Annotated in this window: 20 protein-coding genes; 13 read left to right on the forward strand and 7 right to left on the reverse strand. The window is 60.8% G+C overall.

From position 1 onward, the window contains the following. The first annotated feature begins 29 nt into the window (after nucleotides 1-29). The gene (locus AC3IT6_RS00860; RefSeq protein ID WP_489353983.1) at nucleotides 30-1,103 is read left to right on the forward strand and encodes a fatty acid desaturase; all 1,074 of its coding nucleotides are present in this window, start codon (nucleotides 30-32) and stop codon (nucleotides 1,101-1,103) included. Between the two features lie 130 nt (nucleotides 1,104-1,233). Here the strand turns inward: AC3IT6_RS00860 and AC3IT6_RS00865 are convergent, their stop codons facing one another. The 3 genes from AC3IT6_RS00865 to AC3IT6_RS00875 are packed head-to-tail and all read right to left on the reverse strand — an operon-like array spanning nucleotide 1,234 to nucleotide 5,270. Continuing rightward, entirely contained in the window at nucleotides 1,234-2,844 is a 1,611-nt protein-coding gene (locus tag AC3IT6_RS00865; protein WP_489353984.1) for an arylsulfatase, read from the reverse strand. Between the two features lie 15 nt (nucleotides 2,845-2,859). Beyond that, nucleotides 2,860-3,675: an ABC transporter ATP-binding protein gene (locus AC3IT6_RS00870; RefSeq protein ID WP_489353985.1), complete on the reverse strand. Its 816-nt coding sequence runs from the start codon at nucleotides 3,673-3,675 to the stop codon at nucleotides 2,860-2,862. Further along, nucleotides 3,672-5,270, reverse strand: coding sequence for an ABC transporter permease (locus AC3IT6_RS00875; RefSeq protein WP_489353986.1), 1,599 nt, complete (start codon nucleotides 5,268-5,270; stop codon nucleotides 3,672-3,674). The genes AC3IT6_RS00870 and AC3IT6_RS00875 overlap by 4 nt, the downstream gene beginning before the upstream one ends. A gap of 381 nt (nucleotides 5,271-5,651) precedes the next feature. On the opposite strand from AC3IT6_RS00875, the gene AC3IT6_RS00880 reads away from it, so the two are divergent. After that, the gene (locus AC3IT6_RS00880; RefSeq protein WP_489353987.1) at nucleotides 5,652-6,665 is read left to right on the forward strand and encodes an ABC transporter substrate-binding protein; all 1,014 of its coding nucleotides are present in this window, start codon (nucleotides 5,652-5,654) and stop codon (nucleotides 6,663-6,665) included. A gap of 153 nt (nucleotides 6,666-6,818) precedes the next feature. Here AC3IT6_RS00880 and AC3IT6_RS00885 read toward each other — a convergent pair whose 3' ends face one another. Beyond that, the gene (locus AC3IT6_RS00885; RefSeq protein ID WP_489353988.1) at nucleotides 6,819-7,739 is read right to left on the reverse strand and encodes a LysR family transcriptional regulator; all 921 of its coding nucleotides are present in this window, start codon (nucleotides 7,737-7,739) and stop codon (nucleotides 6,819-6,821) included. Between the two features lie 183 nt (nucleotides 7,740-7,922). Here AC3IT6_RS00885 and AC3IT6_RS00890 point away from each other — a divergent pair, with 183 nt between their 5' ends. Further along, nucleotides 7,923-8,843 (forward strand): TauD/TfdA dioxygenase family protein, encoded by a 921-nt coding sequence (locus AC3IT6_RS00890; RefSeq protein WP_489353989.1) that lies wholly within the window; start codon nucleotides 7,923-7,925, stop codon nucleotides 8,841-8,843. Between the two features lie 134 nt (nucleotides 8,844-8,977). Next, entirely contained in the window at nucleotides 8,978-11,338 is a 2,361-nt protein-coding gene (locus AC3IT6_RS00895) for a TonB-dependent receptor (protein WP_489353990.1), read from the forward strand. A 53-nt stretch (nucleotides 11,339-11,391) separates the two neighbouring features. Here the strand turns inward: AC3IT6_RS00895 and AC3IT6_RS00900 are convergent, their stop codons facing one another. Continuing rightward, the gene (locus AC3IT6_RS00900) at nucleotides 11,392-11,703 is read right to left on the reverse strand and encodes a hypothetical protein (RefSeq protein ID WP_223444210.1); all 312 of its coding nucleotides are present in this window, start codon (nucleotides 11,701-11,703) and stop codon (nucleotides 11,392-11,394) included. 374 nt (nucleotides 11,704-12,077) lie between these two features. On the opposite strand from AC3IT6_RS00900, the gene AC3IT6_RS00905 reads away from it, so the two are divergent. The 6 genes from AC3IT6_RS00905 to AC3IT6_RS00930 all read left to right on the forward strand — a co-directional run bounded on the left by AC3IT6_RS00905 (nucleotide 12,078) and on the right by AC3IT6_RS00930 (nucleotide 16,789). Beyond that, on the forward strand, nucleotides 12,078-12,878 hold the full coding sequence (locus AC3IT6_RS00905; RefSeq protein WP_489353991.1) for an energy transducer TonB: 801 nt from the start codon (nucleotides 12,078-12,080) through the stop codon (nucleotides 12,876-12,878). Nucleotides 12,879-12,922: 44 nt separating this feature from the next. Beyond that, nucleotides 12,923-13,648, forward strand: a complete 726-nt coding sequence (locus AC3IT6_RS00910) for a MotA/TolQ/ExbB proton channel family protein (protein WP_429387436.1) — start codon at nucleotides 12,923-12,925, stop codon at nucleotides 13,646-13,648. A gap of 1 nt (nucleotide 13,649) precedes the next feature. Beyond that, nucleotides 13,650-14,051, forward strand: coding sequence for an ExbD/TolR family protein (locus tag AC3IT6_RS00915; RefSeq protein ID WP_007972930.1), 402 nt, complete (start codon nucleotides 13,650-13,652; stop codon nucleotides 14,049-14,051). Nucleotides 14,052-14,274: 223 nt separating this feature from the next. Beyond that, on the forward strand, nucleotides 14,275-14,856 hold the full coding sequence (locus AC3IT6_RS00920; RefSeq protein ID WP_223444204.1) for an alpha/beta hydrolase: 582 nt from the start codon (nucleotides 14,275-14,277) through the stop codon (nucleotides 14,854-14,856). Nucleotides 14,857-14,911: 55 nt separating this feature from the next. Next, nucleotides 14,912-15,844, forward strand: coding sequence for a sigma 54-interacting transcriptional regulator (locus tag AC3IT6_RS00925; protein WP_489353992.1), 933 nt, complete (start codon nucleotides 14,912-14,914; stop codon nucleotides 15,842-15,844). A gap of 162 nt (nucleotides 15,845-16,006) precedes the next feature. Next, nucleotides 16,007-16,789, forward strand: a complete 783-nt coding sequence (locus AC3IT6_RS00930) for a MetQ/NlpA family ABC transporter substrate-binding protein (protein WP_489317896.1) — start codon at nucleotides 16,007-16,009, stop codon at nucleotides 16,787-16,789. A 388-nt stretch (nucleotides 16,790-17,177) separates the two neighbouring features. On the opposite strand, the gene AC3IT6_RS00935 is transcribed toward AC3IT6_RS00930, so the two are convergent. Next, on the reverse strand, nucleotides 17,178-18,374 hold the full coding sequence (locus AC3IT6_RS00935; RefSeq protein ID WP_489353993.1) for an AAA family ATPase: 1,197 nt from the start codon (nucleotides 18,372-18,374) through the stop codon (nucleotides 17,178-17,180). Between the two features lie 177 nt (nucleotides 18,375-18,551). Between AC3IT6_RS00935 and AC3IT6_RS00940 the strand changes: the two genes are divergently transcribed. Genes AC3IT6_RS00940 through AC3IT6_RS00950 form a run of 3 tightly spaced genes read left to right on the forward strand, consistent with a single transcriptional unit; the run spans nucleotide 18,552 to nucleotide 23,763 of the window. Continuing rightward, a complete protein-coding gene (locus AC3IT6_RS00940; RefSeq protein WP_223444199.1) occupies nucleotides 18,552-19,655 on the forward strand; it encodes an efflux RND transporter periplasmic adaptor subunit in 1,104 nt (367 codons plus the stop codon). Further along, nucleotides 19,652-20,716 (forward strand): efflux RND transporter periplasmic adaptor subunit, encoded by a 1,065-nt coding sequence (locus tag AC3IT6_RS00945; protein WP_489353994.1) that lies wholly within the window; start codon nucleotides 19,652-19,654, stop codon nucleotides 20,714-20,716. Before AC3IT6_RS00940 ends, AC3IT6_RS00945 begins: the two co-directional genes overlap by 4 nt. Then, the gene (locus AC3IT6_RS00950) at nucleotides 20,713-23,763 is read left to right on the forward strand and encodes an efflux RND transporter permease subunit (protein WP_489353995.1); all 3,051 of its coding nucleotides are present in this window, start codon (nucleotides 20,713-20,715) and stop codon (nucleotides 23,761-23,763) included. The genes AC3IT6_RS00945 and AC3IT6_RS00950 overlap by 4 nt, the downstream gene beginning before the upstream one ends. A gap of 135 nt (nucleotides 23,764-23,898) precedes the next feature. Here AC3IT6_RS00950 and AC3IT6_RS00955 read toward each other — a convergent pair whose 3' ends face one another. Further along, the gene (locus AC3IT6_RS00955) at nucleotides 23,899-24,525 is read right to left on the reverse strand and encodes a class I SAM-dependent methyltransferase (RefSeq protein WP_489353996.1); all 627 of its coding nucleotides are present in this window, start codon (nucleotides 24,523-24,525) and stop codon (nucleotides 23,899-23,901) included. Between the last annotated feature and the right edge of the window lie 67 nt (nucleotides 24,526-24,592).

Below are 24,592 nucleotides of genomic sequence, written 5' to 3' on the forward strand. Positions count from 1 at the left end.
GCAACCATCAATAACCAGAGGATGGAAGCATGGACGGTACTTCTGCAAGTCCCCAGCGACTGAATGCAGCCCAACGATCAGCACATATTCGCCAAGTGGTGCTGGCCAGAGGTGTCGAGCTGCGCGAGCAATACCCGATTCTCAAGCATCAGGACGCCCTCGGCGTAGGCATACTGACCTTCGCCCTGGCCGGCATGGTCGGTTCGGCGGCGCTCTATATGACCGGGCACATGGCGTGGTGGGCGTGCCTGTTGCTCAACGCATTTTTCGCCTCGTTGACCCATGAGCTGGAACACGACCTGATCCACAGCATGTACTTTCGCAAGCAGAAGGTGCCGCACAACCTGATGATGGGGTTGGTGTGGCTGGCGCGGCCAAGCACCATCAATCCATGGATTCGCCGCCATCTGCACCTCAATCACCACAAAGTGTCGGGCTCTGAAACCGACATGGAAGAACGCGCCATCACCAACGGCGAACCATGGGGTATCGCGCGATTCTTGATGATTGGCGACAACATGATGTCGTCGTTCATCCGCATGCTGCGGGCCAAGACATGGGCTATGAAGTTCAGCATCATTTACCGCACGCTGAAGGTCTACGCACCGCTGGCGCTGATGCATTGGGGCGCGTGGTACGTGTTTCTCTGTTTCCACGCAGCGAATGGCGTTGCGCATCTGATGGGCGCACCGATCGAGTGGTCGGCGGCGACGTTGTCGGTGATGCAGGTGATCGATATCGCGGCGGTGGTGATCATCGGCCCGAACGTGTTGCGCACGTTCTGCCTGCACTTCATCAGCTCGAACATGCACTACTACGGTGACGTGGAGCCGGGCAACGTGATGCAGCAGTGCCAGGTGTTGAACGCGTGGTGGCTGTGGCCGTTGCAGGCGTTCTGCTTCAACTTCGGCAGTAGCCACGGGATCCATCACTTTGTGGTGAAGGAGCCGTTCTACATCCGCCAGTTGACCGTGCCGGTGGGGCACAAGGTGATGCGCGAAATGGGTGTGCGGTTCAATGATTTCGGCACGTTTGCGCGGGCCAACCGGTTTGAGGGCAGGGAAGAAGTGGCTGCGCAAAAGGTGCGTATGGCTCAAGTTTAGTAGTCGTTTGAAAGGGCCTCTTCGCGGGCAAGCCCGCTCCCACAGTGATTTGTGCTGAACGCAAATTTCGCATTCGCTGCAGAAACCTGTGGGAGCGGGCTTGCCCGCGAAGGGGCCGGATCAGGCAATATCAATCCGGCTGAAACGGCGACTCACTCAATATCACCCCAGTCTCATCCACATACCGCTGCCAATGCTCGATCAAGGCACCGAGCTTGTGCGGTTGGCTCGACGCCAGGTCGTGAATCTCCCCCGGATCATTGCCCAGGTCATACAGCTGCCAGGTCGCCGGCCCTACCGGTCCCGGGATGAACACCGCCTTCCATTGCCCTTGCCGAATCGCCCGTCGCCCAAACAGTTCCCACCCGGTGACGGTATGCTCGTCATGCACTTGCGCCGTCTCGCCCGACAAAAACCCAAGCCACGACTTCCCGCGAACTTCTGCCACGGGTTTGCCGTGCCATTGCTTGCCCGGATGGCGCACGCCGGCAAGATCCAGAATGGTCGGTGTGATGTCCATCACCGTGCCAAACCCATGGCTGATCTGGCCCTTGAGCGGCAGCTGCGGGTAGTGCACCAGCGCCGGAACGCGGATCCCGCCTTCGGTGGTGAAGGCCTTGAACAACCTCGATGGTGCGGTCGCCACTTGCGCCCAGTTCGGCCCGTACCAGACGTAGGAGTTGGCGCGGCCGATGTTGTCCAGGCTGTTGTCGTAATGCTGGTTGAGATAGCTCAGCAACTGCGGGCCGAATTTCGGAAAGGCTTCCAGCAACGCCCCTTCGGCACCGTTATCCGACATGAACAGGATGAACGTGTTGTCCAGTTGCCCTTGCTGGCGCAAGTAATCGACGACCCGCCCGATGTTCCAGTCCATGCGTTCGACCATCGCCGCGTAGACCTCCATGGCCCGCGCGGAAATCTGCCGCTGCTCGTCGCTCAGGGCAGCCCATTGTGCAGTCAACTGGATCAGTGGATGGGGCTCGACATCGGCCTCGATCAGCCCCAGTTTTTTGAGTTTTTCCAGGCGCTCGATTCGCAGTACTTCAGGACCGGCGTCATAGCGCCCGCGGTATTTTTCCACCACCTCGGCCGGCGCCTGCAACGGCCAGTGGGGGGCGGAAAACGGCAGGTAGGCGAAGAACGGACGGGTCTGGTCGCGCTCTTTGAGGTATTGCAGCAGCTTGTCGCCAAAGGCATCGGAGGAATAAAAATCCTTGGGCAGTTCATCGATGAATTGGTCGTCTTCGATGTACAGCGCCGGGGTGGATTTGAGCAGCCGTGGCGTCGTTTCATCGTAAGTCGGCTCGAAGCCGTAATGGTTGGCCGCGCCGGGCAGCAGCGAAAACGAACGCTCGAAACCCCGGGCGTGAGGCGCCAGTTCAGCGGTCAGGCCCAGGTGCCATTTGCCGCTCATCAAGGTCTGGTAACCGGCCTCGCGCAGCAGCTCGGGCAGGGCGACCACGCGATCGTTCAGGTGCCCCTCGTAACCCGGTTTACCGATCAGGTCCGGGGTCAAGGCCTCGGCCATGGTGCCGATGCCGGCGATGTGGTGATCGGTGCCGGTGAGCAGCATCGAACGGGTCGGCGAGCAGGTCGGTGCGGTGTGGAAATCGGTCAGGCGCAGGCCATTGTTGGCCAATGCATCGAGGTTCGGCGTGTTGATTTCGCCGCCGAAGGCGCCGAGGTCGGAAAAGCCCAGGTCATCGGCCAGGATCACTAGAAAGTTGGGGCGTTGCGGCATCAAGAATTTCCTTGTTCAGTAGGCAATGAAGGACAGCGGCAGATCGCGGACCTGCACCGGCACGGGGGGCTGGTAGTGATCGTCGCTGGTGAGTTCGTGAAGCAGTTCTTCGCGCAACTGGTGGAAGTCGAAACTGCTGCGCTGGCGCGGATGGGGCAGGGCGATGTCGACCACTTGCTTGATCCGCCCCGGACGCGGCTCCATCACCACCACGCGGTCGGCGAGGAAGATCGCTTCCTCGATGTCGTGGGTGACCAGCACGGTGGTGATTTTTGCCCGGGCGCGGATCGCCAACAGTTCGTCCTGCATCTGCTGGCGGGTCAGCGCATCGAGGGCGCCGAAGGGCTCGTCCAGCAGCAGAATCCGTGGGCTGGCCACCAGGCCGCGAGCGATGGCCACGCGCTGCGCCATGCCGCCGGAGAGCTGGTGTGGATAGGCGCGGGCAAAGTCACCGAGGCCCACCAGTTCGATGAAGTCATGGATGCGCTTGTGCTTTTGCGCAGCGCTCAATGGCTCGTTGACCAGGCCCAGGCCGATGTTGTCGGCCACGCTCAGCCACGGGAACAAACGGTGTTCCTGAAAGACGATGCCGCGCTCGCCGCCGATGCCGGTGACGGCTTTTCCGTCCACGCTGATCTGCCCGCGAAACTGCGTATCGAGGCCCACCAGCAGCCGCAGCAAAGTGGATTTGCCGCAACCGCTGGAGCCGACGATGGCGACGAACTCGCCCTCGGCGATGTCCAGGTTGAATTCGCGAATGGCCTCAAGTGTGAAGCCGTCGACGTCGAAGGTTTTGCCCACGTGATTGAAGCTGACAATCGGTGCGTTCATGCGTGTCTCCAGCGAGTGGCGCGGATTTCCAGGCGTTGGCCAATGAGGTTGAGCAGGGCACCGGTCAGGCCCACCAGCAGCATGCCGGCCATGATCAGGTCCATGCGCAGCAGTTGCTGGGCGCCGATCATCTGGCTGCCGATGCCGCCGTTGGACGGCATGAAATATTCGGCGCCGATGGTGCCGAGCCAGGCGTAGATCAGGCTCAGCCGAAGCCCTGCAAAAATTCCCGGCGCCGCGCCCGGTAGTACCAGTCGACCGAGGCGCTGGCGCAGATTCAGGCGCAACACCTGCGCGGCCTCGTTCAGTTGCGGCGACAGGTGGGCGACGCTGCGTTGGGTGGCGATGAGCAGCGGGAAAAAGGCGGCGAGGGCAACGAACACCCACTTGGCCAATTCCCCCAGGCCGAACCACGCGGTGAGCAACGGCACCCAGGCGAAAATGGCGATCTGGCGAATGGCGGCGAGGGTGGGGCCGAGCACGCGTTCGCTGGTGCGCGACAACCCCAGTAGCAACCCAAAGGCAAACCCGAACCCGCCACCAAGCAGCAATCCGCCAAGGGTTCGGCCCAGGCTCAGGGCCATGCCGCCAAGCGGTGTGCCGTCGAGCAAACCATCCCGGGTGGTCTGCAGGACGGCCAGCGGGCTGACCAGAATGTTCGCGTCAATCCACTGCTGATCCGAGGTCAGTTGCCACAACGCCAGAAGCGCCAGTGGCAGCAGCCACGGCTGCAATCGCTGCCAACCTTGATAGCGCGGCCCGCGACGGATTTCGGCGGTGGCCGGGTGCGGCCAGTGCACCAGTTTCCTGTCCAGCAGACCGATGCCGCGATCCATCGCCACGCCGATCAGGCCGATCACCACGATGCACACGAACACGATGTCGAGCATGAACAGCTGCCGCGCCCAGACCATCAGGTATCCGATGCCTTCGCTGGAAGCGAGCAATTCGACAGCGAGCAGTGAAGTCCAGCCGGCGACCAGCGCGAGACGTACACCGGCCATGAATGCCGGCAGCGCGGCAGGCAGCACCAGGCGTCGGATCAACAGGTGCCTGGGCAGGCGCAACACGGCGGCGGCTTCGCGCAGTTTTGGTTGTGCGTCGCGCACACCGACCAGCGTATGCAGAGTCACCGGCACCACGATGGCCTTGATCAGCACCACCAGCTTCAGCACTTCACCGATACCGAAAAACACCATGAACAACGGAATCCAGGCCAGGGTCGGGACTTGGGCCAACCCGGCGAAGGTTGGAAACACCAGACGCTCCAATCGACGACTGAAACCCAGCGCCGCACCCAAAACTGCACCAGCGCTGATCCCGGCCAGCAGTCCCCAGAACAAACGTTGCAGGCTGATCCACAAATGGCTCCACAACTCGCCTTGGGCCAATTCCACCGCGCTACTCCAGACCAGGCTCGGCGCCGGCAGGATCTGTTCGCTCATCCAGTGATTGCGGCTGGCGAGCCACCAGAGGCTGAACAGGGCGGTTGGCAATAACCATGGCAACAAGCGTTGGCCCAGGCTCGGCCATGTTCGCTTGTGTTTAAGCGATGGCGCGGACAGCGGCAGGCTGAGAAGGGAAACACGGGCCATGGGTGACCTCCGTTGTCTTCCTGTGGGAGCGGGCTTGCTCGCGAAAGTGCTGTGTCAGTCAGGAATGAAGTCGACTGACAGTCCCTATTCGCGAGCAAGCCCGCTCCCACAGGGTTAAAAGTGTATGCAAAATTGATCTATAAAAATTTAAATCAATGCCATTGAGAGATAAGCGGGTTCATTTAAGGCCTACCGTTACACCCGCATCCAATGCATTCGAAGAATATTTTTGATGCCGTTTTTGCATACACGCTCTTGAAGCCCGAAGGGATTGATATAGATCTAAATGGTCTAAAAATGTGAATTTATAGTATTTAAGTGTTGGTTCCACTTCGGCCTACTTTCGGCTCCTCACGCCCGTTGCCCTAAGGAGCCGCACCCATGAACCTTCCCTTCAAACGCGTCATCAGTCTGTTCGCCGCACCGGCCCTGGCGGGGCTGCTGGCTTTCACGGCCAGCGCCGGTGAGCTCAAGGAAATCCGCATCGCCGTGCCGGACCTGAGTGCCGGTACCCAGCACAGTGGTGGCGGTGTCGTGGATGTGCTGCGTGATCAACAGATCTTCGAAAAGGCTTTCGCCGATCAAGGCATCAAGATTCAGTGGAGCTTCTTCAAGGGCGCAGGCCCGGTAATCAACGAGGCGTTCGCCAACGGTCAGGTTGACCTGGCATACCTCGGCGATCTGGCGGCCATCATCGGCAAGTCCAATGGCCTGGATACGCGACTGCTCAGCGCCTCTGCGCGGGGGGTGAAGCATTACCTCGGCGTGGTGCCGGGTTCGGGGATCAAGACCCTGCAGGACCTCAAGGGCAAGCGCGTGGCGATCTTCCGTGGCACCGCCAGCCAGCTGTCCTTCGATGCGGCGCTGGCCAGCCAGGGATTGAGCGAGAAGGATGTGAAAGTCATCAACCTCGACTTCAACGCGGCGGTCGCGGCGCTGGCGGCGAAGCAGATCGATGCCTCGTGGGGTGGTTCCGGGCTGACGGCGTTGCAAGCCAAGGGGCTGGCCGAGTTGCCGCTCAATACCAAGGATCTGGGCGGTGCTGGCAGTGTGCAGGCGGTGCTGATAGGGACAGGGAAGTTTGTCGATGCGCATCCGGAGGCGGTGGCGAAACTGCTCAAGGCCCAGCAGCAGGCCGTGGAGTGGCTGACCCAGGACAGCAACAAGGACGCCTACATTCAGTTGGTGTCGGGGCTGGCGAATTATCCGGCGGTGATCCTCACGCAGGATCTGAAGGATCAGAAGCTGAGCGATGTTTTCCCCTCGACGCTTGACCCGGTGTTCCTCGGCAAGTTGCAGGATGCCGTGGACCTGGCTTCGCAGCAGAAGTTGATTCGCAAGCCATTCAAGGTCAGTGATTGGGTGGCTCCGGAGTTGGTTGCGGCGAAGCTTTGAATCTCAAGCGTCTATGCGGACGCTTTCGCGAGCAAGTCGGATCGCCGCACCGCCGCTCCCACACCGGTTCTGCGGCGCACACAAATTTTGTGTTCGCTGGAAATCAAATGTGGGAGCGGCGGTGCGGCGATCCGACTTGCTCGCGAAGAGGCCCTAAACCGCGACGCTGATCTGCTGCCTGTCCACCGCCACCAACGTCTCGATCATCGCCCGCGCCGCCGGCGACAACCGGAACCCGGTGCGACTGACGATCCCGCACCGTGCATTCATGCTCTCGATGTTCTGCGGCAAATTGCGCCAGTGCAGCAGCGCCAGTGAACCCTGTGTGATGTCTTCAACAAACGCCTCCTCGGTCCCCACGCCAATCGCATTCGATTGCAGCACCACTTTCACCAGCGCCGGAAAATGTTCGGTCTCGATGGTCGGCGAAAAATCCACCCGTCCACTGAGGTTCGCCAGCAGTTTGCGAATGCCCGGCGGGATCATCGTGGTTGCCAGCGGGTAATCGAACATGTCGTTGGTCGACAGGCTCTCCTTGGCCAGCAGCGGGTGCCCCGGCCGGCAGAAAAACACACCGCGCTTGGGTGTCAGGGCCTGGGTCTGGAAGTTCGGGTCGGACTCGAAATGGCGGATGTCGGCGATGAAGAACTCGATCTCCTCGCGGCTCAGGGCGCGGCTGAGTTTTTCCCAGTTATCCACCTCGAAACAGGTGCGCACTTTCGGGTGCGCATTGATGAACTGCGCCACCGCATCCGGCACCAGTTTCACCGCCGGTGCCGGACCGCAACCGAAGCGCAGTTCACCGGCATCGAGCTTGGTCATCTGCGTCACTTCGCAGCTGAGCAACGCCGCGCCCTGCACCAGGCTGCGGGCATGTTGCAGCACCACCAGGCCTTCGGGGGTGGGGCGCAAATCCTTGTTGCCACGGTCCACCAGGACGCAGCCGAACTCGTGTTCGAGCCCCTGAATGCTGCGGCTGAAGGCCGGCTGGGTAATGCCCATGGCCTCGGCTGCGCGCACGAAACTGCGGTGTTCGTCGAGGGCGATGAAGTAACGCAACTGGCGAAGATCCATATGCTTTTCCGGCATCCTAAAAATAGCTCGAAGGCATTTGCGACGAGGGTTGACTGAGGTTTTAAATGCAACCTCTTATTCCGTCAACGAAGCATGTATGTATCTATTAGATCTAAATAGAATATAGATAGAGCAGTGTTTCGCGGCCGGTTCAACCGCAAGCAGTCTGATGAGGGTCTACCCATGAGCAATGCCGCTTTCGCAGTACAACCCGCTGTTCACGCGCTTGAAATCCATCCGGTGGCCGGTCGCATCGGTGCCGAAATTCGTGGCGTACAGCTTTCCGGCGAGCTGGATGCCGCCACTGTTGAAGCCATTCAACAGGCACTGCTGCAATACAAAGTGATCTTCTTCCGCGAGCAGACCCTGCTCGACGATCAGCGTCAGGAGGCGTTCGCCCACCTGCTCGGCGAACCGGTGGCGCACCCGACCGTACCGGTGCGCGAAGGCACGCGTTTTCTGCTGGAACTGGACGGCGCCGAGGGCCAGCGAGCCAGCTCGTGGCACACCGACGTGACCTTCGTCGAAGCCTACCCAAAAGCCTCGATCCTGCGCTCGGTGGTGGCCCCGGCTTTCGGCGGCGACACCCTGTGGGCCAACACCGCCACCGCCTACGACGGGTTGTCGGCGGAGCTGCGTGAGCTGGCCGACAAACTGATCGCCGTGCACAGCAACGAATACGATTACGCCGGCACCCGGCCTGACGTCTCGGCCGAGAAGCTGGAGCGCTATCGCAAGATCTTCACCTCGACCGTCTACGAGACCGAACACCCGGTGGTCCGCGTGCACCCGCTCAGCGGTGAGAAGAGCCTGTTGCTGGGGCATTTCGTCAAACGCATCAAGGGCTATTCCCAGGCCGATTCGGCACACCTGTTCGGTCTGTTGCAGAGCCATGTGATCCGCCAGGAAAACATCGTGCGCTGGCGCTGGAAGGCCGGTGATGTGGCGATCTGGGACAACCGCTCCACCCAGCATTACGCGGTGGATGACTACGGGACCCAGGACCGCATCGTGCGGCGGGTGACGCTCAAGGGTGAGGTGGCGGTGGGTGTGAATGGGCAGGTCAGCCAGACGGTGAAAGGGCCGGATATCGACGGCGTCTGACCTGACGCCTTCGCGAGCAAGCTCGCTCCCACAGGGGATCTTCGGAGTTCTCAGGACCAGTGTGGGAGCGAGCTTGCTCGCGATGGCGGCCTGGCAAGCAACAAAGCATTTAATTTGATCGGGAAACTCGCCTTATGAGTCCGTTGCACGTCGCTTCAACTTCTTCACCCCAACGGCTCAAACGCCTGCCTCTCGCGCTATTGCTGGCCGGCAGCGCCAGTTGGAGCCAGGGCTATGCGGCCGAAAGCACGCCCCCTGAAACCACCCCCAAAAAAACCGCCACGGCCGACAGCGCACAACTGGAAACCGTGACGGTCACCACTCGCCGCCGCGAAGAAAGTTCGCAGGATGTGCCGACGCCGATGAGCGTGGTCAGCGGCCAGACCCTGGAAATCCAGCGGGTCTATCGCATCCAGGATCTGCAGCAGCTGGTGCCCAGCGTCAACGTCGCCTACATGCATGCGCGTCAGTCCAGCGTGTCGATCCGTGGCCTGGGCAACAACCCGGCCAGCGATGGCCTGGAAGGCAGTGTCGGCCTGTACATCGACAACGTTTACCTCGGCCGCCCCGGCATGGCCGTGTTCGACCTGATGGACATCGAGCAGCTCGAAGTGCTGCGCGGTCCGCAAGGTACCTTGTTCGGCAAGAACACCACCGCCGGCGTGATCAACATCAGCACCCGCGCGCCGACCTTTACCCCTGAACGCAGCATCGAATCTTCAGTGGGCGAGGACGGCTACTTCCAGACCAAGGGCACGATTTCCGGCCCGTTGAATGACGAACTGGCCGGACGCTTTTCCGCGTATCGCACCCGCAGCGATGGCGATATCAAGAACGAGTTCGACGGCCACGAGTTGAACGGCGGCTCCCGCGACGGCTTTCGCGGGCAGCTGCTTTTCAAACCGAACGAGTCATTCAGCCTGCGCTGGATCGGCGACTACAACGAAGAAGATTCCAGCGCCGGCACCCGTGTGTTGTTCAACACCGGGCCGACCATCAATGGCTCCAATCTCTATCAATCGCGGGCCAATGCGGCGGGCGCGACACTGGTCGACGGCACGCACCGCAAGGTGAACCTGAACAACGACCAGCATGTCACCGTGCATCAGGGCGGCACGTCGGTCGAGGCCAACTGGACGTTGCCGAGCGACTTCACCCTGACCTCCATCAGCTCCTATCGCTGGTGGAATTTCACCCCGCGCAATGATGACGGCCTGAACGTCTCCACCTTCTTCAATGCCGGCGTTTCGGTGGAGGATAAGCAGTATTCCCAGGAGTTTCGCCTGGCGTCGCCTGCCGGTGGATTCTTCGATTACGTGCTCGGCGCCTATTACTTCGGTTCCGACCTGGACAACAAATCCTTCACCTTTTACGGCCCGCAAGCGGACATCTGGAATGGCACGCCCAACGGTGCACTGAACAACATCGACAGCGTCGGCAACGGTCACATCGAAACCAACAGCTTCGCGCTGTTCGCCCAAGGCACCTGGCACCTGACTGAACGCCTGGATTTCACCGCCGGGTTGCGCGGCACCTATGAAGAGAAAAACGCCAGGGTGACCCGTGATGCACCGGCCGGTGGTGCCGCGGTCACCGGTGCGGCGGCTGCGGCACGACGTGCTCGCGCCGGCGTCTTCGATTCGGGCGATCTGAACCAGTACAGCTCCAGTCCCTCGGGCCTGTTAAACCTCAGCTACCGCCTCACCGACGACCTGCTCACCTATGCCACGTTGTCCCATGGCGAAAAATCCGGTGGGGTCAATCTGGCCGTCGGCACGGCACCGGTGGCCGGTGCCGATTCGCTGCTGATCGGCACCGAGCGCGCCAACAACGCCGAACTCGGTTTCAAGAGCACCCTGTGGGACCGTCGCCTGCAACTCAACGCCAACCTGTTCTGGACCCAGGTCAACGGCTATCAGACCAACGCCTTCGACGACGTCAACCGCGTGCAATACCTGACCAACGCCGGCTCCGTGCGCTCCCGTGGCGTGGAGTTCGAAAGCACTTTGCTTGCGTTGCGCGGCCTGACGCTGAACATCAATGGCTCGTACAACGACGTCAGCTACCTCTCCTACAAGGACGCGCCGTGCCCGCCGGAGGTCAGCCTGGCGCCGGGTGCTCCAGCGTCCTGCGACCTCAGCGGCCATCAAGTGGTCGGTGCTTCGAAATGGATCGGCAACGCCAACGGCGAATACAAATGGAACCTGAGCAACGGCTTCGAAGAGTACGTCACCGCCAGCTATGCGTTCCGCTCCAAAGCGGTGGGCACGGTGGAAGATTCCGACTTCGGGCAGATCCCGAGTTATGCGGTGGTCAACCTGTCCACCGGCCTTCGCGGCGACTTCAACCAGGGGCAGTGGGACGTTTCGCTGTGGCTGAAAAACGCCTTCGACAAAACCTACTACACGACGCTTTGGACAGCCGCCAATGGTGGTTATGAAGGCCTGCTCGGCACACCGCGGACGCTGGGCGTGACCGGTCGATACGACTTCTGAGCAACCCGGGACCTTCTGCGACTATCCAGGGATGGCCGCAGGAGGCAGTTGCCTCAGTTGCCGGTGATCAGGACGCAGGTTTGCGCTTTGCAGCCCTTGCCGCTGCTCAGTGAAACAAACCTGATGGCCGCTTCGGGCGTGGAAGTGGAAAGGGTGAGGGTTGCGTCTTTGAAATCCTGGGTCTGAAAGCGTTCATCCGGCAATACGACGCCTTTCCATTTTCCCTGGAAGACGTTGATCGGGTAGCTGGTCTTGTTTCTGATCTCGAGCTCAATCGCTCCCGTGTCCTTGGGGGTGGCCGCAAAAATCGAGAGTGGCGCCAGTAACAGCGCCATGCAGATCAATGGCCGGGTAGTGAATGTCATGGGTACTCATCCTGAGTTGATTGATTGGTGTGGGTACATCGCTTGTCGTTCTAAAACGGGCGGTGGCGTTTTAGCAATGTTGCGGTTGTAAGGGGGCATGTGCGTTTGCCGAAAGCTGCCAAAAAGCATGCCTGCCGAGAATATTTTCCATGCCTTGTAAGCATGTGGTTGCAGGCCCCTGGCCAGACGCCTTGCGGAATCAGGCGTGCAGCCATTCGAGCATTTCTGTTATTCGCTTTGGTTCTATTTTTAACTTTAAAAATTACTTTCGGAGATAAGCGTGCCGACCAATGATTCACCCAGTGACCTGTCGTGTGGGGGATGTTGAGCACGACGTTTCGCTAATCCGCAAAGAGACCGCAGGGAGTTAAACAATGGGCAATGTCCAGACCGCCGCCGGTGCACATGAAGTACTGTGGCGCCAGGCACCCGGTGGTGAGTTGGTCGACCTCGGCCGACCGCACCGGGTGCCCTTGGGCCAGTTGCGTTTGCAGCGCGCGCCCAAGGGCGTCCTTCGCCGGCGGGAAGCGATCGTGCTGGGCGTGCTGGCGTTGCTGGTGCATGGCGCGGTGATCTATTGGCTCAATCAGCAACCGACCACCGTGCTGCCCATCGTGCCACCGCAGATTCCGCCGATGACCATCGAGTTCTCGCGTCCGGCGCCACCGGTGGTCGAGCCGCCGCCACCGCAACCTGTCCAGCCTGTGGTGGAGCCGCCTCCTCCTGTGGAAGACGAACTGGCGGTGAAGCCACCTCCACCGAAGCCGGTTCCCAAGCCCAAACCGGTCGCCAAACCGATAGCGAAACCGGCGCCAAAAGCCGTTGAGCAACCACCTGCGCCGCCACAACCGGCAGCGCCTGTCGCGGCCCCGGCGCCACCTGCGCCCGCACCTGTGACACCAGCCTCCGCCACCGCCGGCTACTTGAAAAACCCGGCGCCGGAATACCCCTCGCTGGCCCAGCGTCGCGGCTGGGAAGGCACGGTGTTGTTGCGCGTGCATGTGCTGGCCAGCGGCAAGCCCGGCGAGATCCAGCTCCAGAAAAGCAGCGGTCGCGATGCGCTGGACGAAGCCGCGCTGAACGCAGTGAAACGCTGGAGTTTCGTGCCGGCCAAGCAGGGTGATGTCGCCCGGGACGGCTGGGTCAGCGTGCCCATCGATTTCAAGATTCATTAAACCGAAACCAAATTCGCGCGAAACGTTTACACGAGGAATACACCATGACGTTACTGGCATCTCCACTTGAATCCATCGAAAGCGCGGTGATCTGGCTGCTGGTGGTTTTTTCCGTCGCGACCTGGGGGCTGGCATTGCTCAAGGGCGTGCAGTTCGGTCGCCTCAAGGCACAGGATCGAAAGTTTCATCAACAGTTCTGGGCCGCTTCGAGTCTCGACTCGGCGGCCGAACTGAGCGAAACCCGGCCCGGGGCGGCAGCCCGGGTTGCACAGGCCGGTTATGCGGCAATCCAGGTGGGCGAGACGCCGCAGGCGGCGGACTTGAGCCAGGCGATCAATCATCAGGATCGTCTGGAGCGTGCCTTGCGTCAGCAGATCGTGCGTGAGCGCCGGTCGCTGGAAACCGGGTTGGCGGTGCTCGCGAGCATTGGCAGCACCTCGCCGTTCATTGGTTTGTTCGGCACGGTGTGGGGAATCATGGAGGCGTTGAAAGGCATCAGCGCGGCAGGCTCGGCAAGCCTTGAAACGGTCGCCGGGCCGATTGGCGCGGCACTGGTCGCCACCGGCGTAGGGATCGCCGTCGCGGTGCCGGCGGTGCTGGTTTACAACTATTTTTTGCGTCGTTTGAAACTGACAGCGGCGGACCTGGATGACTTCGCCCACGACTTCTACAGCCTGGCGCAGAAGAGTTCGTTCCGTGTGCTGATCCATCCGACGGCGCACAAGGCGGCAGCCCAGGGCAATGCGCAGAAAGTGAAGGAGGCGTCCTGATATGGCCTTCTCCACGCAAGACACCGATGAGGTGCTCAGCGAGATCAACGTGACGCCGTTGGTGGATGTGATGCTGGTGTTGCTGGTGGTGTTCATCGTCACCGCACCGCTGCTGACCAACGCGATTCCGATCAACCTGCCCAAGACCGAAGCGGTGGCGCCGGTGGAGCAGAAAGACCCGTTGGTGGTGAGCATCGACGGTGCCGGCAAACTGTTCATCAACAAGGACGAGATACAGCCGGACTTGCTGGAGTTCAACCTCAAGTCGGCGAAGGCCAAGGACCCCGAGGTGCGCGTGCAGTTGCAGGCGGACGATGGGGTGAATTACGGCGAAGTGGCGCGGGCCATGGCGTCGATCGAGCGGGCAGGGATTACCAAGTTGTCGGTGATTACTGCGCGTTAACAGATTTTCGTTTTCCGGGGCCGTCTCCTTGGCAGGGTGCGGCCCTTTTTTTGCCTCGATTTCAGCAGCACCACTAATCCCCTGTGGGAGCAAGCCCGCTCCCACAGTTGATGGTGGTTAATATTCGATACAGTTCTTAACAAATATCTTCTTATTCCTTAACGAATATAAATCCTCTCCCTATACTCGACCGGGAACAGACACGCAGCAGGAGAGCTCCCCCATGCGCAACGAATCAATTCGCTACCTGATTGTGCCGGGCTGGCAAGGATCGCCAGAAGATCATTGGCAAAGCCACTGGCAGAACAGCCTGCCGAACAGCGCACGGGTGGAACAGGCCGACTGGCTGACGCCGCGCCGTGAAGACTGGGTCGCGGCGCTGGCCGAGGCGATTGCCGCCGACAGCACGCCGGTGATTCTCATTGCCCACAGCCTGGGTTGCATCACCGTCGCCCATTGGGCGGCGAGCGCCCCCGTGCAGTTTTTGCGTCAAGTGCGCGGTGCCTTGCTCGTCGCGCCGGCAGACGTCGAACGCCCGGCCTGCGCGCCGGCCTTGCGCAACTTCGCGCCGATTCCGACGGATCTGCTGCCATTCCCGAGCCAGATCGTCAGCTCCGACAACGACAGCGCCGTCAGTGCTCCGCGAGCCCTGGAACTGGCGCGCCACTGGGGCGCCGAAGCGGGGATTCTGGCGGGGGCAGGGCATATCAACGTGAAGTCCGGTCACCAGCGTTGGGAGCAGGGTTTTGCTTATCTCTATCGCCTGCAAAACCGCATGGAACACCACGCCCTGCGCCGCGCTTGAACACTTTTTTTATTTAACGCCCCCGTCTCCCGGCGGTTTTGGGCGGGAGTCTGCCATGAGCTTTGAAACCTTCGGTCAGCCGCTGCTGACCTTTCCCGATGCCGAAAAAAGTCCCCTGAGCATTCGCGCCAAGGCACTGGTGTTTGTCGATCCACGGTCACGGCAATTACGTGAAGACCTTGAGCAACTGGCCACGCGCTCAGCGTCCGTGCTGATTCGTGGCGAAACCGGCACCGGCAAGGAATTGCTGGCCCGCCATATCCACCGCGCCAGTGATCGCGGCGGATTGTTCGTATCGGTCAACTGCGGGGCCATCAGCCCGACCTACGCCGACGCCGAGTTGTTCGGCTATGCCGCCGGCAGTTACAGCGGCTCGGCGAGCAGTCGTGCCGGGTGGTTCGGTTCGGCCAACGGCGGCACGCTGTACCTGGACGAAATCGGCGACCTGCCGCTGCCGATCCAGACCAAACTGCTCGCAGCGCTGGAAAACCACGAAGTCACCCGCGTCGGTGCCCAGCAGCCAAGCCCGGTGGATGTGCGGTTGGTGGCGGCCACCAGCATCGATCTGGCCCAGGCGGTTGCCGCCGGAAAATTCCATGAACGGCTTTATCACTACCTCAGCGAAGGCCAGCTCGAACTGCCGGCACTGCGCGAGCGCACGGGTGACATCCTGTCGCTGGCCGAATACTTCCTCGGGATCTACAGCCAGCGCCTCGACTTGCCAGTGCCGCTGATCAGCGAAGCGGCGCAGCTTGTGCTCGAACGCCACAGTTGGCCGGGTAATACCCGGGAGCTGGAAAACATCATTCACTTTGCGCTGCTGGTGAGTACGGGCGACGAGATTTTGCCGGAGCATCTGAACCTGCCGGAGCCCTCGATTTCGCTGGAAAAAATCGAGCAACACATTGTTTATACAAGCAAAAACGGCACTTACAGCGAGCGTTCGGCACTCAAACGCCTGCTGGAAAGCCTGACGCAGACGCTTTAAAGCTCTGTATGAACAAAATGGAATATGAAGCTGAATAAACGTTATTGTTCGGGAATAAAAAATCCCGGTATTGTCCGCTTCACGCCAGCGATAGCACTTCACTGGCACTCTCATATTCAAGCCGTCGCCACAAGCGACTGTGATTTTCGATAAGGACACTGCATGAAAAAGGTTCTGTTGTTCACCGCACTGGCGGCTGCCCTGACCACGGGCCTGGCCCAGGCTGGCGAGAAACTGGTGGTTGCCGCGACCCCGGTGCCACACGCCGAGATTCTCGAACTGATCAAGCCAACCCTCGCCAAAGAAGGCGTGGACCTGGAAATCAAGGTTTTCACCGACTACGTGCAGCCGAACGTGCAGGTCGACCAGAAGCGTCTGGACGCCAACTACTTCCAGACCCTGCCGTACCTGAAGAGCTTCAACGAAGGCAAAGGCACTCACCTGGAAACCGTGATCGGTGTTCACGTTGAACCCTTCGGCGGTTACTCGAAGAAAGTCAAAAGCCTGGCTGAGCTCAAAGACGGCGCGACCATCGCCATCCCGAACGAAGGCAGCAACAGCGGCCGTGCCCTGATCCTGCTGCAGAAGGCTGGCCTGATCGAGTTGAAAGACCCGAAAAACGCCGTCTCGACTCCGAAAGACATCGCCAAGAACCCGCACAACTTCAAGTTCAAGGAACTCGAATCGGCCATGTTGCCGCGTGTGCTGGATCAGGTCGACCTGGACATGATCAACACCAACTACGCGCTGGAAGCGGGCCTGAACCCGGCGAAAGACGCGCTGATCATTGAAGGTGCCGATTCGCCTTACGTGAACTACCTGGTGGCCCGTCCGGACAACAAGGACAGCGTTGCCATCCAGAAACTGGCCAAGGCCCTGACCAGTCCGGAAGTGAAAGCCTTCATCGAGAAGAAGTACAGCGGCGCGGTACTGCCGGCGTTCTGATTCGCGAAGCAAACCCCTTCAAGGTTTCAAACGCCGACGGCTGATTTAGCGTCGGCGTTTTTTTATGTGTGTCGGTTTACTAGTGGCGAGGACGCTTTTGTGGCGATCCGACAAGCCCCCTCGCCACAAAGAGCCGTTTAACCTTGGGGTTGCTTAGACCGGTCCGGCCTTCAACGCCCTGCGCAACGCCATCAATAATTTCAGAATGTCCTGCGGATCCAGCCGTTGCGGCGTTTGTTCGTCTGCCATGTTCTCGTCCTTGTGAGATTTTGCCCGGGAGTCTGGCCAAAAGTGGTTCGTCCTTGGCGCTGTGTTTCGAAAAAAAGATCCTTCCTACGGTGCAAGGAAAAATAGACGTCTTCCATTGCCCCGGCAAATCAGGCACCGCTCAATCCGGCCAATACCATGCCGGCTCATCCAGCATGCGTTGGCCCACGATCCCGGTCTGGCCAAGATTTTTCTCCAGCACGATGCAGTTGCAGTCGGGGTCCTGCTGCAAGGCCGAAATCAAGCGCCGGGCATGTGACACCACCCACACCTGGCACTGCTCGGAAGCGCGGATGATCAAGCGTGCCAACGCCGGCAGCAGATCCGGATGCAGGCTGGTTTCCGGCTCGTTCAGCACCATCAGCGTCGGCGGGCGTGGCGTCAGCAGCGCCGCGACCAACAGCAGATATCGCAACGTTCCGTCCGACAACTCGGCGGCCGACAGCGGCCGCAACAAACCTTCCTGAAAGAACTCGATGGCGAAACGTCCACCCGGCAGTGGTTCGATGTTCAGTCGTGCGCCAGGGAAGGCGTCGCTGATCGCCGCCCGCAAAGCCTCGGGATCGCCGATTTCGATGATCGTCTGCAAGGCCGCCGCCAGGTCGCGTCCATCGTGATGCAGCACCGGCGTGCGGGTGCCCAGTTGCGGTTGACGCGCCGGGGCGTCGGCATCGCTGCGAAAGTGATCGTAGAAGCGCCAGCGGCGGATGAACTCGCGCATCTCCAACACTTCCGGCGAAGTGCGCAGGCTACCGACCTGATCGAACAGGCTGTCGAATGTCGGCGTGTGTTGCGCCAATACATCCCACTTGCGATCGGCGCGGGCACGGATCATCGGGCCGTCACGATCAACCAGCAGACTGGCCGGGCGATAGAACGCCCCGGCCCACAGGCATTCGCGTTTGATTTGCGGGTCGAGACTGAAATAAGACGGTATCGGCGTGCTGCGTCCGGGCAGCATGAAATGGCCATTGGAATCGGGCAGGCCGAGGCTGATCGAGTAGCCGAAATCCTCTCCCGCAAACCCCAGGCGCAGGCGTTTGACACCCTGGCGCACGGTGGGCTCGATGGCGACTTCGCCGGTGCGCATGCGCCGGGAAATGGTTTCCGGGCCGGCCCAGAAGGTCGAATCCAGGCCTCCTTCACGGGCCAGGGCGTTGACCACGCCGCCGTGGGCGGTTTCCGCCAGCAGGCGTAGCGCACGGTACAGGTTGGATTTGCCGCTGCCGTTGGGGCCGGTGATCAGATTCAACCGGCCCAGCGGGATCACCAGTTTGTTGATCGAGCGGTAGTTGGCCACCGCGAGAGTCTTGAGCATGTGGGTTCCTGAGGCGGGATCGACCGGGGCTCATTGTCAGGCATGCACAGGCGTCTATGGCAAGTGTTTCAGGGCTTAAAAGGTGCGAACTTTTTCTTCATAAGACGCTCGTGCAAGGTTTAGATCCTGTTCTAAGCTCTCTGTCGTGTTGTACATGAAAAAGGCCAAGGAGTTTGCATGGTGGTTCCCGGATTGAAAGTAGTAATGGCCTTGAGTGTCGTCACCCTGCTGACGGCTTGCGACGAGAAAAAACCCGTGCAGGAATATCTGCCACGGGTGTTCGTGCAAGTCGTCAAGCCGGCGGATTACGCGGCCTCGGTTACCCTCACCGGTGATATCCAGGCACGGATACAGACGGAGCTGTCTTTTCGTGTGGGTGGCAAGATCATCCAGCGTTCGGTTGACGTCGGTGATCGAGTGACAGCCAGGCAAGTGCTGGCCCGGCTCGACCCGAAGGATTTGCAGACCAATGTCGATTCGGCACAGGCGCAAGTCGTCGCCGAGCAGGCGCGGGTGACGCAGAGTGCGGCGGCGTTCGTGCGTCAGCAAAAATTGCTGCCCAAGGGCTACACCAGCCAGAGCGAATACGACTCGGCCCAGGCAGCCTTGCACAGTAGTCAGAGTGCCTTGAGCGCTGCCCAGGCGCAGTTGGCCAACGCCAAGGATCAGTTGAGCTATACGGCACTGATCGCCGATGCGCCGGGGATCATTACCGAGCGTCAGGCCGAAGTCGGGCAGGTGGTGCAGGCGACCATGCCGGTCTTCAGCCTGGCCCGTGACGGCGACCGGGATGCGGTGTTCAACGTCTATGAATCACTGCTGGCCGAGAAGCCGAAAGATCAAACCATCGTCCTCAGTCTGCTCGACAACCCGGCGATCAAAACCACCGGCACCGTGCGCGAAGTCACCCCCGCGGTGTCGGCGCAATCCGGCACCGTGCAAGTCAAGGTCGGCCTCGACAAACTGCCAGACGGCATGCAACTGGGCTCGGTGGTGAGTGCCACGGCCAGGGGATCAGGCAAGTCGGTCATCGAGTTGCCGTGGTCGGCGCTGACCAAAAACATCAGTGTCCCCGCTGTCTGGATTGTCGACGACAAGGGCAAGGCCCAATTGCATTCGGTCACGGTCAGCCGCTACCTGACCGGCAAGGTCATCATCAGCGACGGGTTGAAGGACGGGGACAAAGTCATCATCGCGGGCGGACAACTCTTGCACCCGGACATGGAAGTCGAGATTGCCGAAAACACTTACAAGGATCTGACGTGGGGAGCCAAGCCATGAAGCCTTTATGGGCGTTGTCCATCGGGCTGGTGCTGAGCGCCTGTTCTGAAAGCGAACCGCCGCCGGCGCCGGTACGGCCGGTGCTGTCGATCAAGGTCCAGACCTTGAACGAAGAGGATCTGGGCCGCTTCGCCGGCAGCATCCAGGCGCGTTATGAAACCGATACCGGCTTCCGTGTGGGCGGGCGAATCGCCAGCCGTAACGTCGATGTCGGCACCGAGGTGGAGAAGGGTACGCTGCTCGCCACCCTCGATCCTTCCGACCAGCAGAACCAATTGCGCTCGGCCCAGGGCGATCTGTCGAAAATCCAGGCGCAACTGATCAACGCCAAGGCCACGGCCCAGCGTCAGCAAGCCTTGTTTGACCGTGGGGTCGGTGCGCAAGCGCAACTTGACGAGGCCAACACGGACCTGAAAACCACCCAGGCCTCACTCGATCAGGCCCGGGCGGCGGTCAACCAGAGCAAGGACCAACTGGGCTACACCGAGTTGCGCGCCGACCATAAAGCCGTGGTCACCCAGTGGAGTGCCGAGGCCGGGCAAGTGGTGTCGGCCGGTCAGCAAGTGGTGACCCTGGCGCAACCGGACATCAAGGAGGCGGTGATCGACCTGCCGGATACCCTGGTCGATCAACTGCCCAGCGATGTGGTGTTCCTGGTCGCTGCGCAACTTGATCCGAGCATCAACAGCACCGCCATCATCCGCGAAATCGAACCTAAGGCTCAAAGCGCCACACGCACCCGTCGCGCCCGCCTGACCCTGGCCGAAACGCCGCCCGGCTTTCGCCTGGGTACGGCCATCAGCGTCACCCTGAGTTCGGCGATCAAGCCGCGCATCGAGTTGCCGGTCACCGCGCTGCAGGAGGTCGATGGCAAGCCACGCATCTGGGTGATTGATGCTCAGAGTAAAACCGTCTCTCCCCGTGACATCCAGGTGATCAGCCGTACCGACAGCACCGTGGTGCTGGCTGGCGGCGTGAAGAACGGCGAGCGGGTGGTCAGTGCCGGTGTGAACAGCCTCAAACCGGGGCAACAAGTGAAAGTCGATGAGGACAGTCAATGAAAGGGCCTTTCAACCTCTCGGAATGGGCCCTCAAGCATCAGTCGTTCATCTGGTATCTGATGTTCGTCGCATTGCTGATGGGTGTGTTCTCGTATTTCAACCTGGGGCGCGAAGAAGACCCTTCGTTCACCATCAAAACCATGGTGATCCAGAGCAAATGGCCGGGGGCGACCCAGGAGGAAACCCTCAAGCAGATCACCGACCGGATCGAGAAAAAGCTCGAAGAGCTCGACTCCCTCGACTATGTGAAAAGCTACACGCGCCCCGGTGAATCCACGGTGTACGTGTACCTGCGCGACACCACCAGCGCCAAGGACATCCCGGAGATCTGGTACCAGGTACGCAAGAAGATCAACGACATCAAATACCAGTTCCCGCAAGGCATACAGGGGCCGTCGTTCAACGACGAGTTCGGTGACGTCTTCGGCTCGATCTACGCCTTCACCGCCGACGGCCTGACCCTGCGTCAGTTGCGCGACTACGTGGAACAGGCGCGCATGGAAATTCGCGGCGTGCCGGGGCTGGGCAAGATCGAAATGGTCGGCCAGCAGGATGAAGTGCTGTACCTGAACTTCTCCACACGCAAACTCGCAGCGCTGGGCATCGATGAGCGTCAGGTGGTGCAGAGCCTGCAAAGCCAGAACGCCGTGACCCCGGCGGGTGTCATTGAGGCCGGGCCGGAGCGGATTTCGGTGCGCACTTCAGGGAAGTTCGCTTCGGAGAAAGACCTGGCCGAGGTCAACCTCAAGCTCAACGACCGCTACTATCGTCTGGCCGACATTGCCGAAATCAGTCGCGGCTATGTCGATCCGGCCTCGCCGGAATTCCGCTACAACGGCAAACAGGCCATCGGCCTGGCGATTGCCATGCAGACGGGTGGCAACGTCCAGGCGTTCGGCAAGGCCCTGCACGCCCGTATCGACCAGTTGACCGCCGACCTGCCGGTGGGTGTCGGCATTTACAACGTGTCCGACCAGGCCGTGGTGGTGGAAGAGGCCGTCGGCGGCTTTACCAGTGCCTTGTTCGAGGCGGTGGTGATCGTGCTGCTGGTCAGCTTCGTCAGCCTCGGCGTGCGCGCCGGGCTGGTGGTGGCGTGCTCGATCCCGTTGGTGCTGGCGATGGTGTTCGTGTTCATGGAATACAGCGGCATCACCATGCAGCGGATTTCCCTCGGCGCACTGATCATCGCCCTCGGCCTGCTGGTGGACGATGCGATGATCACCGTGGAAATGATGGTCACGCGCCTGGAAATGGGCGAGACCAAGGAGCAGGCGGCCACGTTCGCCTACACCTCCACGGCGTTCCCGATGCTCACCGGTACGCTGGTGACGGTGGCGGGCTTCGTGCCGATCGGCTTGAACGCCAGCTCCGCCGGTGAGTACACCTACACCCTGTTTGCGGTGATCGCCTGCGCGATGCTGGTGTCGTGGGTGGTGGCGGTTCTGTTTGCGCCGGTGATCGGCGTGCACATTCTCAGCACCAAGGTGAAACCCCACGAAGGCGAACCCGGGCGTATCGGCAAGGCGTTCAACGGCGGGCTGTTGTGGTGCATGCGCAATCGCTGGTGGGCCATTGGCATCACCGTGCTGTGCTTTGTACTGGCGGTGTTCAGCATGCGTTACGTGCAGAACCAGTTCTTCCCGTCCTCGGACCGCCCGGAAATCCTGGTCGACCTGAACCTGCCGCAAAACGCCTCGCTCGACGAAACCCGCCGAGCCGTCGATCGCCTCGAGGCCACGCTCAAAGACGATCCGGACATCGTGCGCTGGAGCACCTACGTCGGTCAGGGCGCGATCCGTTTCTATCTGCCACTGGACCAACAACTGCAAAACCCGTTCTACGCGCAGTTGGTGATCGTCAGCAAAGGCCATACCCGTGAAGCCATGATGCAGAAGCTTCGCGAGCGCTTGCGCAACGACTTCGTCGGCATCGGCGGTTATGTCCAGGCACTGGAAATGGGCCCGCCGGTAGGGCGTCCGATCCAGTACCGGGTCAGCGGCAAGGACATCGACCAGGTGCGCCGACATGCCATCGACCTGGCCACTGAGCTGGACAAGAACCCGCACATTGGCGAGATCATCTACGACTGGAACGAGCCGGGCAAAGTCCTGCGCATCGACATCGCCCAGGACAAGGCGCGGCAGTTGGGGCTGTCTTCCGAGGATGTGGCCAACCTGATGAACGGCATCGTCAGCGGCCAGACGGTGACCCAGGTCGATGACGACATTTACCTGATCAACGTGGTCGGGCGCGCGGTGGATTCCGAACGCGGTACGCCGGAAACCCTGCAGAACCTGCAAATCGTCACGCCTAGCGGCACGTCGATTCCGCTGCTGGCATTCGCCACGGTGCGCTACGAACTGGAGCAGCCGTTGGTATGGCGTAGGGATCGCCTGCCGACTATCACCATCAAGGCGGCGATACGCGACGAGATCCAGCCGACGGACCTGGTGAAAATCCTCAAGCCGTCCATCGACGCTTTCGCTGCCAAACTGCCGGCGGGCTACAAGGTCGCCACCGGTGGTACGGTGGAGGAAAGCGGCAAGGCCCAGGGCCCGATTGCCAAGGTTGTGCCGCTGATGCTGTTCATGATGGCGACCTTCCTGATGATCCAGCTGCACAGCGTGCAGAAGCTGTTCCTGGTAGCCAGCGTTGCGCCGCTGGGGCTGATCGGCGTGGTGATCGCGCTGGTGCCGACGGGCACGCCGATGGGCTTCGTGGCGATCCTCGGGATTCTGGCGCTGATCGGTATCATCATCCGTAACTCGGTGATCCTGGTGACCCAGATCGAAGAGTACGAGCAGAAGGGCTACGCGCCGTGGGATGCGGTGGTGCAAGCCACCGAACACCGACGTCGGCCGATCCTGCTGACCGCTGCGGCGGCGAGCATGGGGATGATCCCGATTGCCCGGGAAGTGTTCTGGGGGCCGATGGCCTACGCAATGATCGGTGGGATCGTCATCGCCACCTTGCTGACGCTGCTGTTTTTGCCGGCGCTGTATGTGGCCTGGTACAAGATTCGCGAGCCGAAGAAAGAGGCGCAGTAAGGGCGAGCGCTTCGCGCTCTATTCGCGGGCAAGCCCGCTCCCACAGGGAACCGAGTATTCCTGAACAACTCGGTCAACTGTGGGAGCGGGCTTGCCCGCGAAGACGTCAGAACAAACGCTGCAAATTTGTTGGCATTACACCTTACGCCAGACACTCGCCAACCAAGGCTGCTGCTCCCGCGGCAGCCCGGCCGGCCGGTAGTAATGCTCCAGCTCCACAAACCCCGCCTCGATCAACAAATGCTGCCAGGCCGCCAGGTCGTGATACGACCCATAACGCGGCCCATTCCAGCCTTCCTGATTCTCGCCACGGGGATTGGAACTGAACAACACGCCACCTGGTTTCAGCGCTCCCCACAACTGCTTCAACACCCGTGGTAATTCCTGACGCGGAACATGAAACAGCACCGCGTTGGCAAAAATCCCGTCGAAACGCTCGGCTGGCAGATCAAGCTTCAAGAAGTCCTGCTGCCACACCTCGCAGCCGCTGTCTGCACGGGCCATCTGCGCGAATTTTTCCGAACCGTCGAGCCCAATCGCCTTGTGGCCCATATGGGTGAAGGTTTGCAAATCCCGACCCGGCCCGCAGCCAAAATCGAGAATGTCGAAAGGCGCCTCGCCCTGAATATGGCGCAACAGGGCATCGATGTTCTGGCTGACATCGTGATCGCGCGTCCCTTCACGGAAGTCCTCAGCGACCGCGTTGTAGTGACCGAGGGTCGTGGAGGTGATCTGTTCGAGGTCGTCGGGTGTTTGCTTCATGGTCGGCTGCGCAGGGAATTTGGATTTACCGAATATACGCCATCAGGTTGGGGGCTGCTTCGTCCGA

The sequence above is a fragment of the Pseudomonas sp. KH_017 genome (assembly GCF_057840285.1).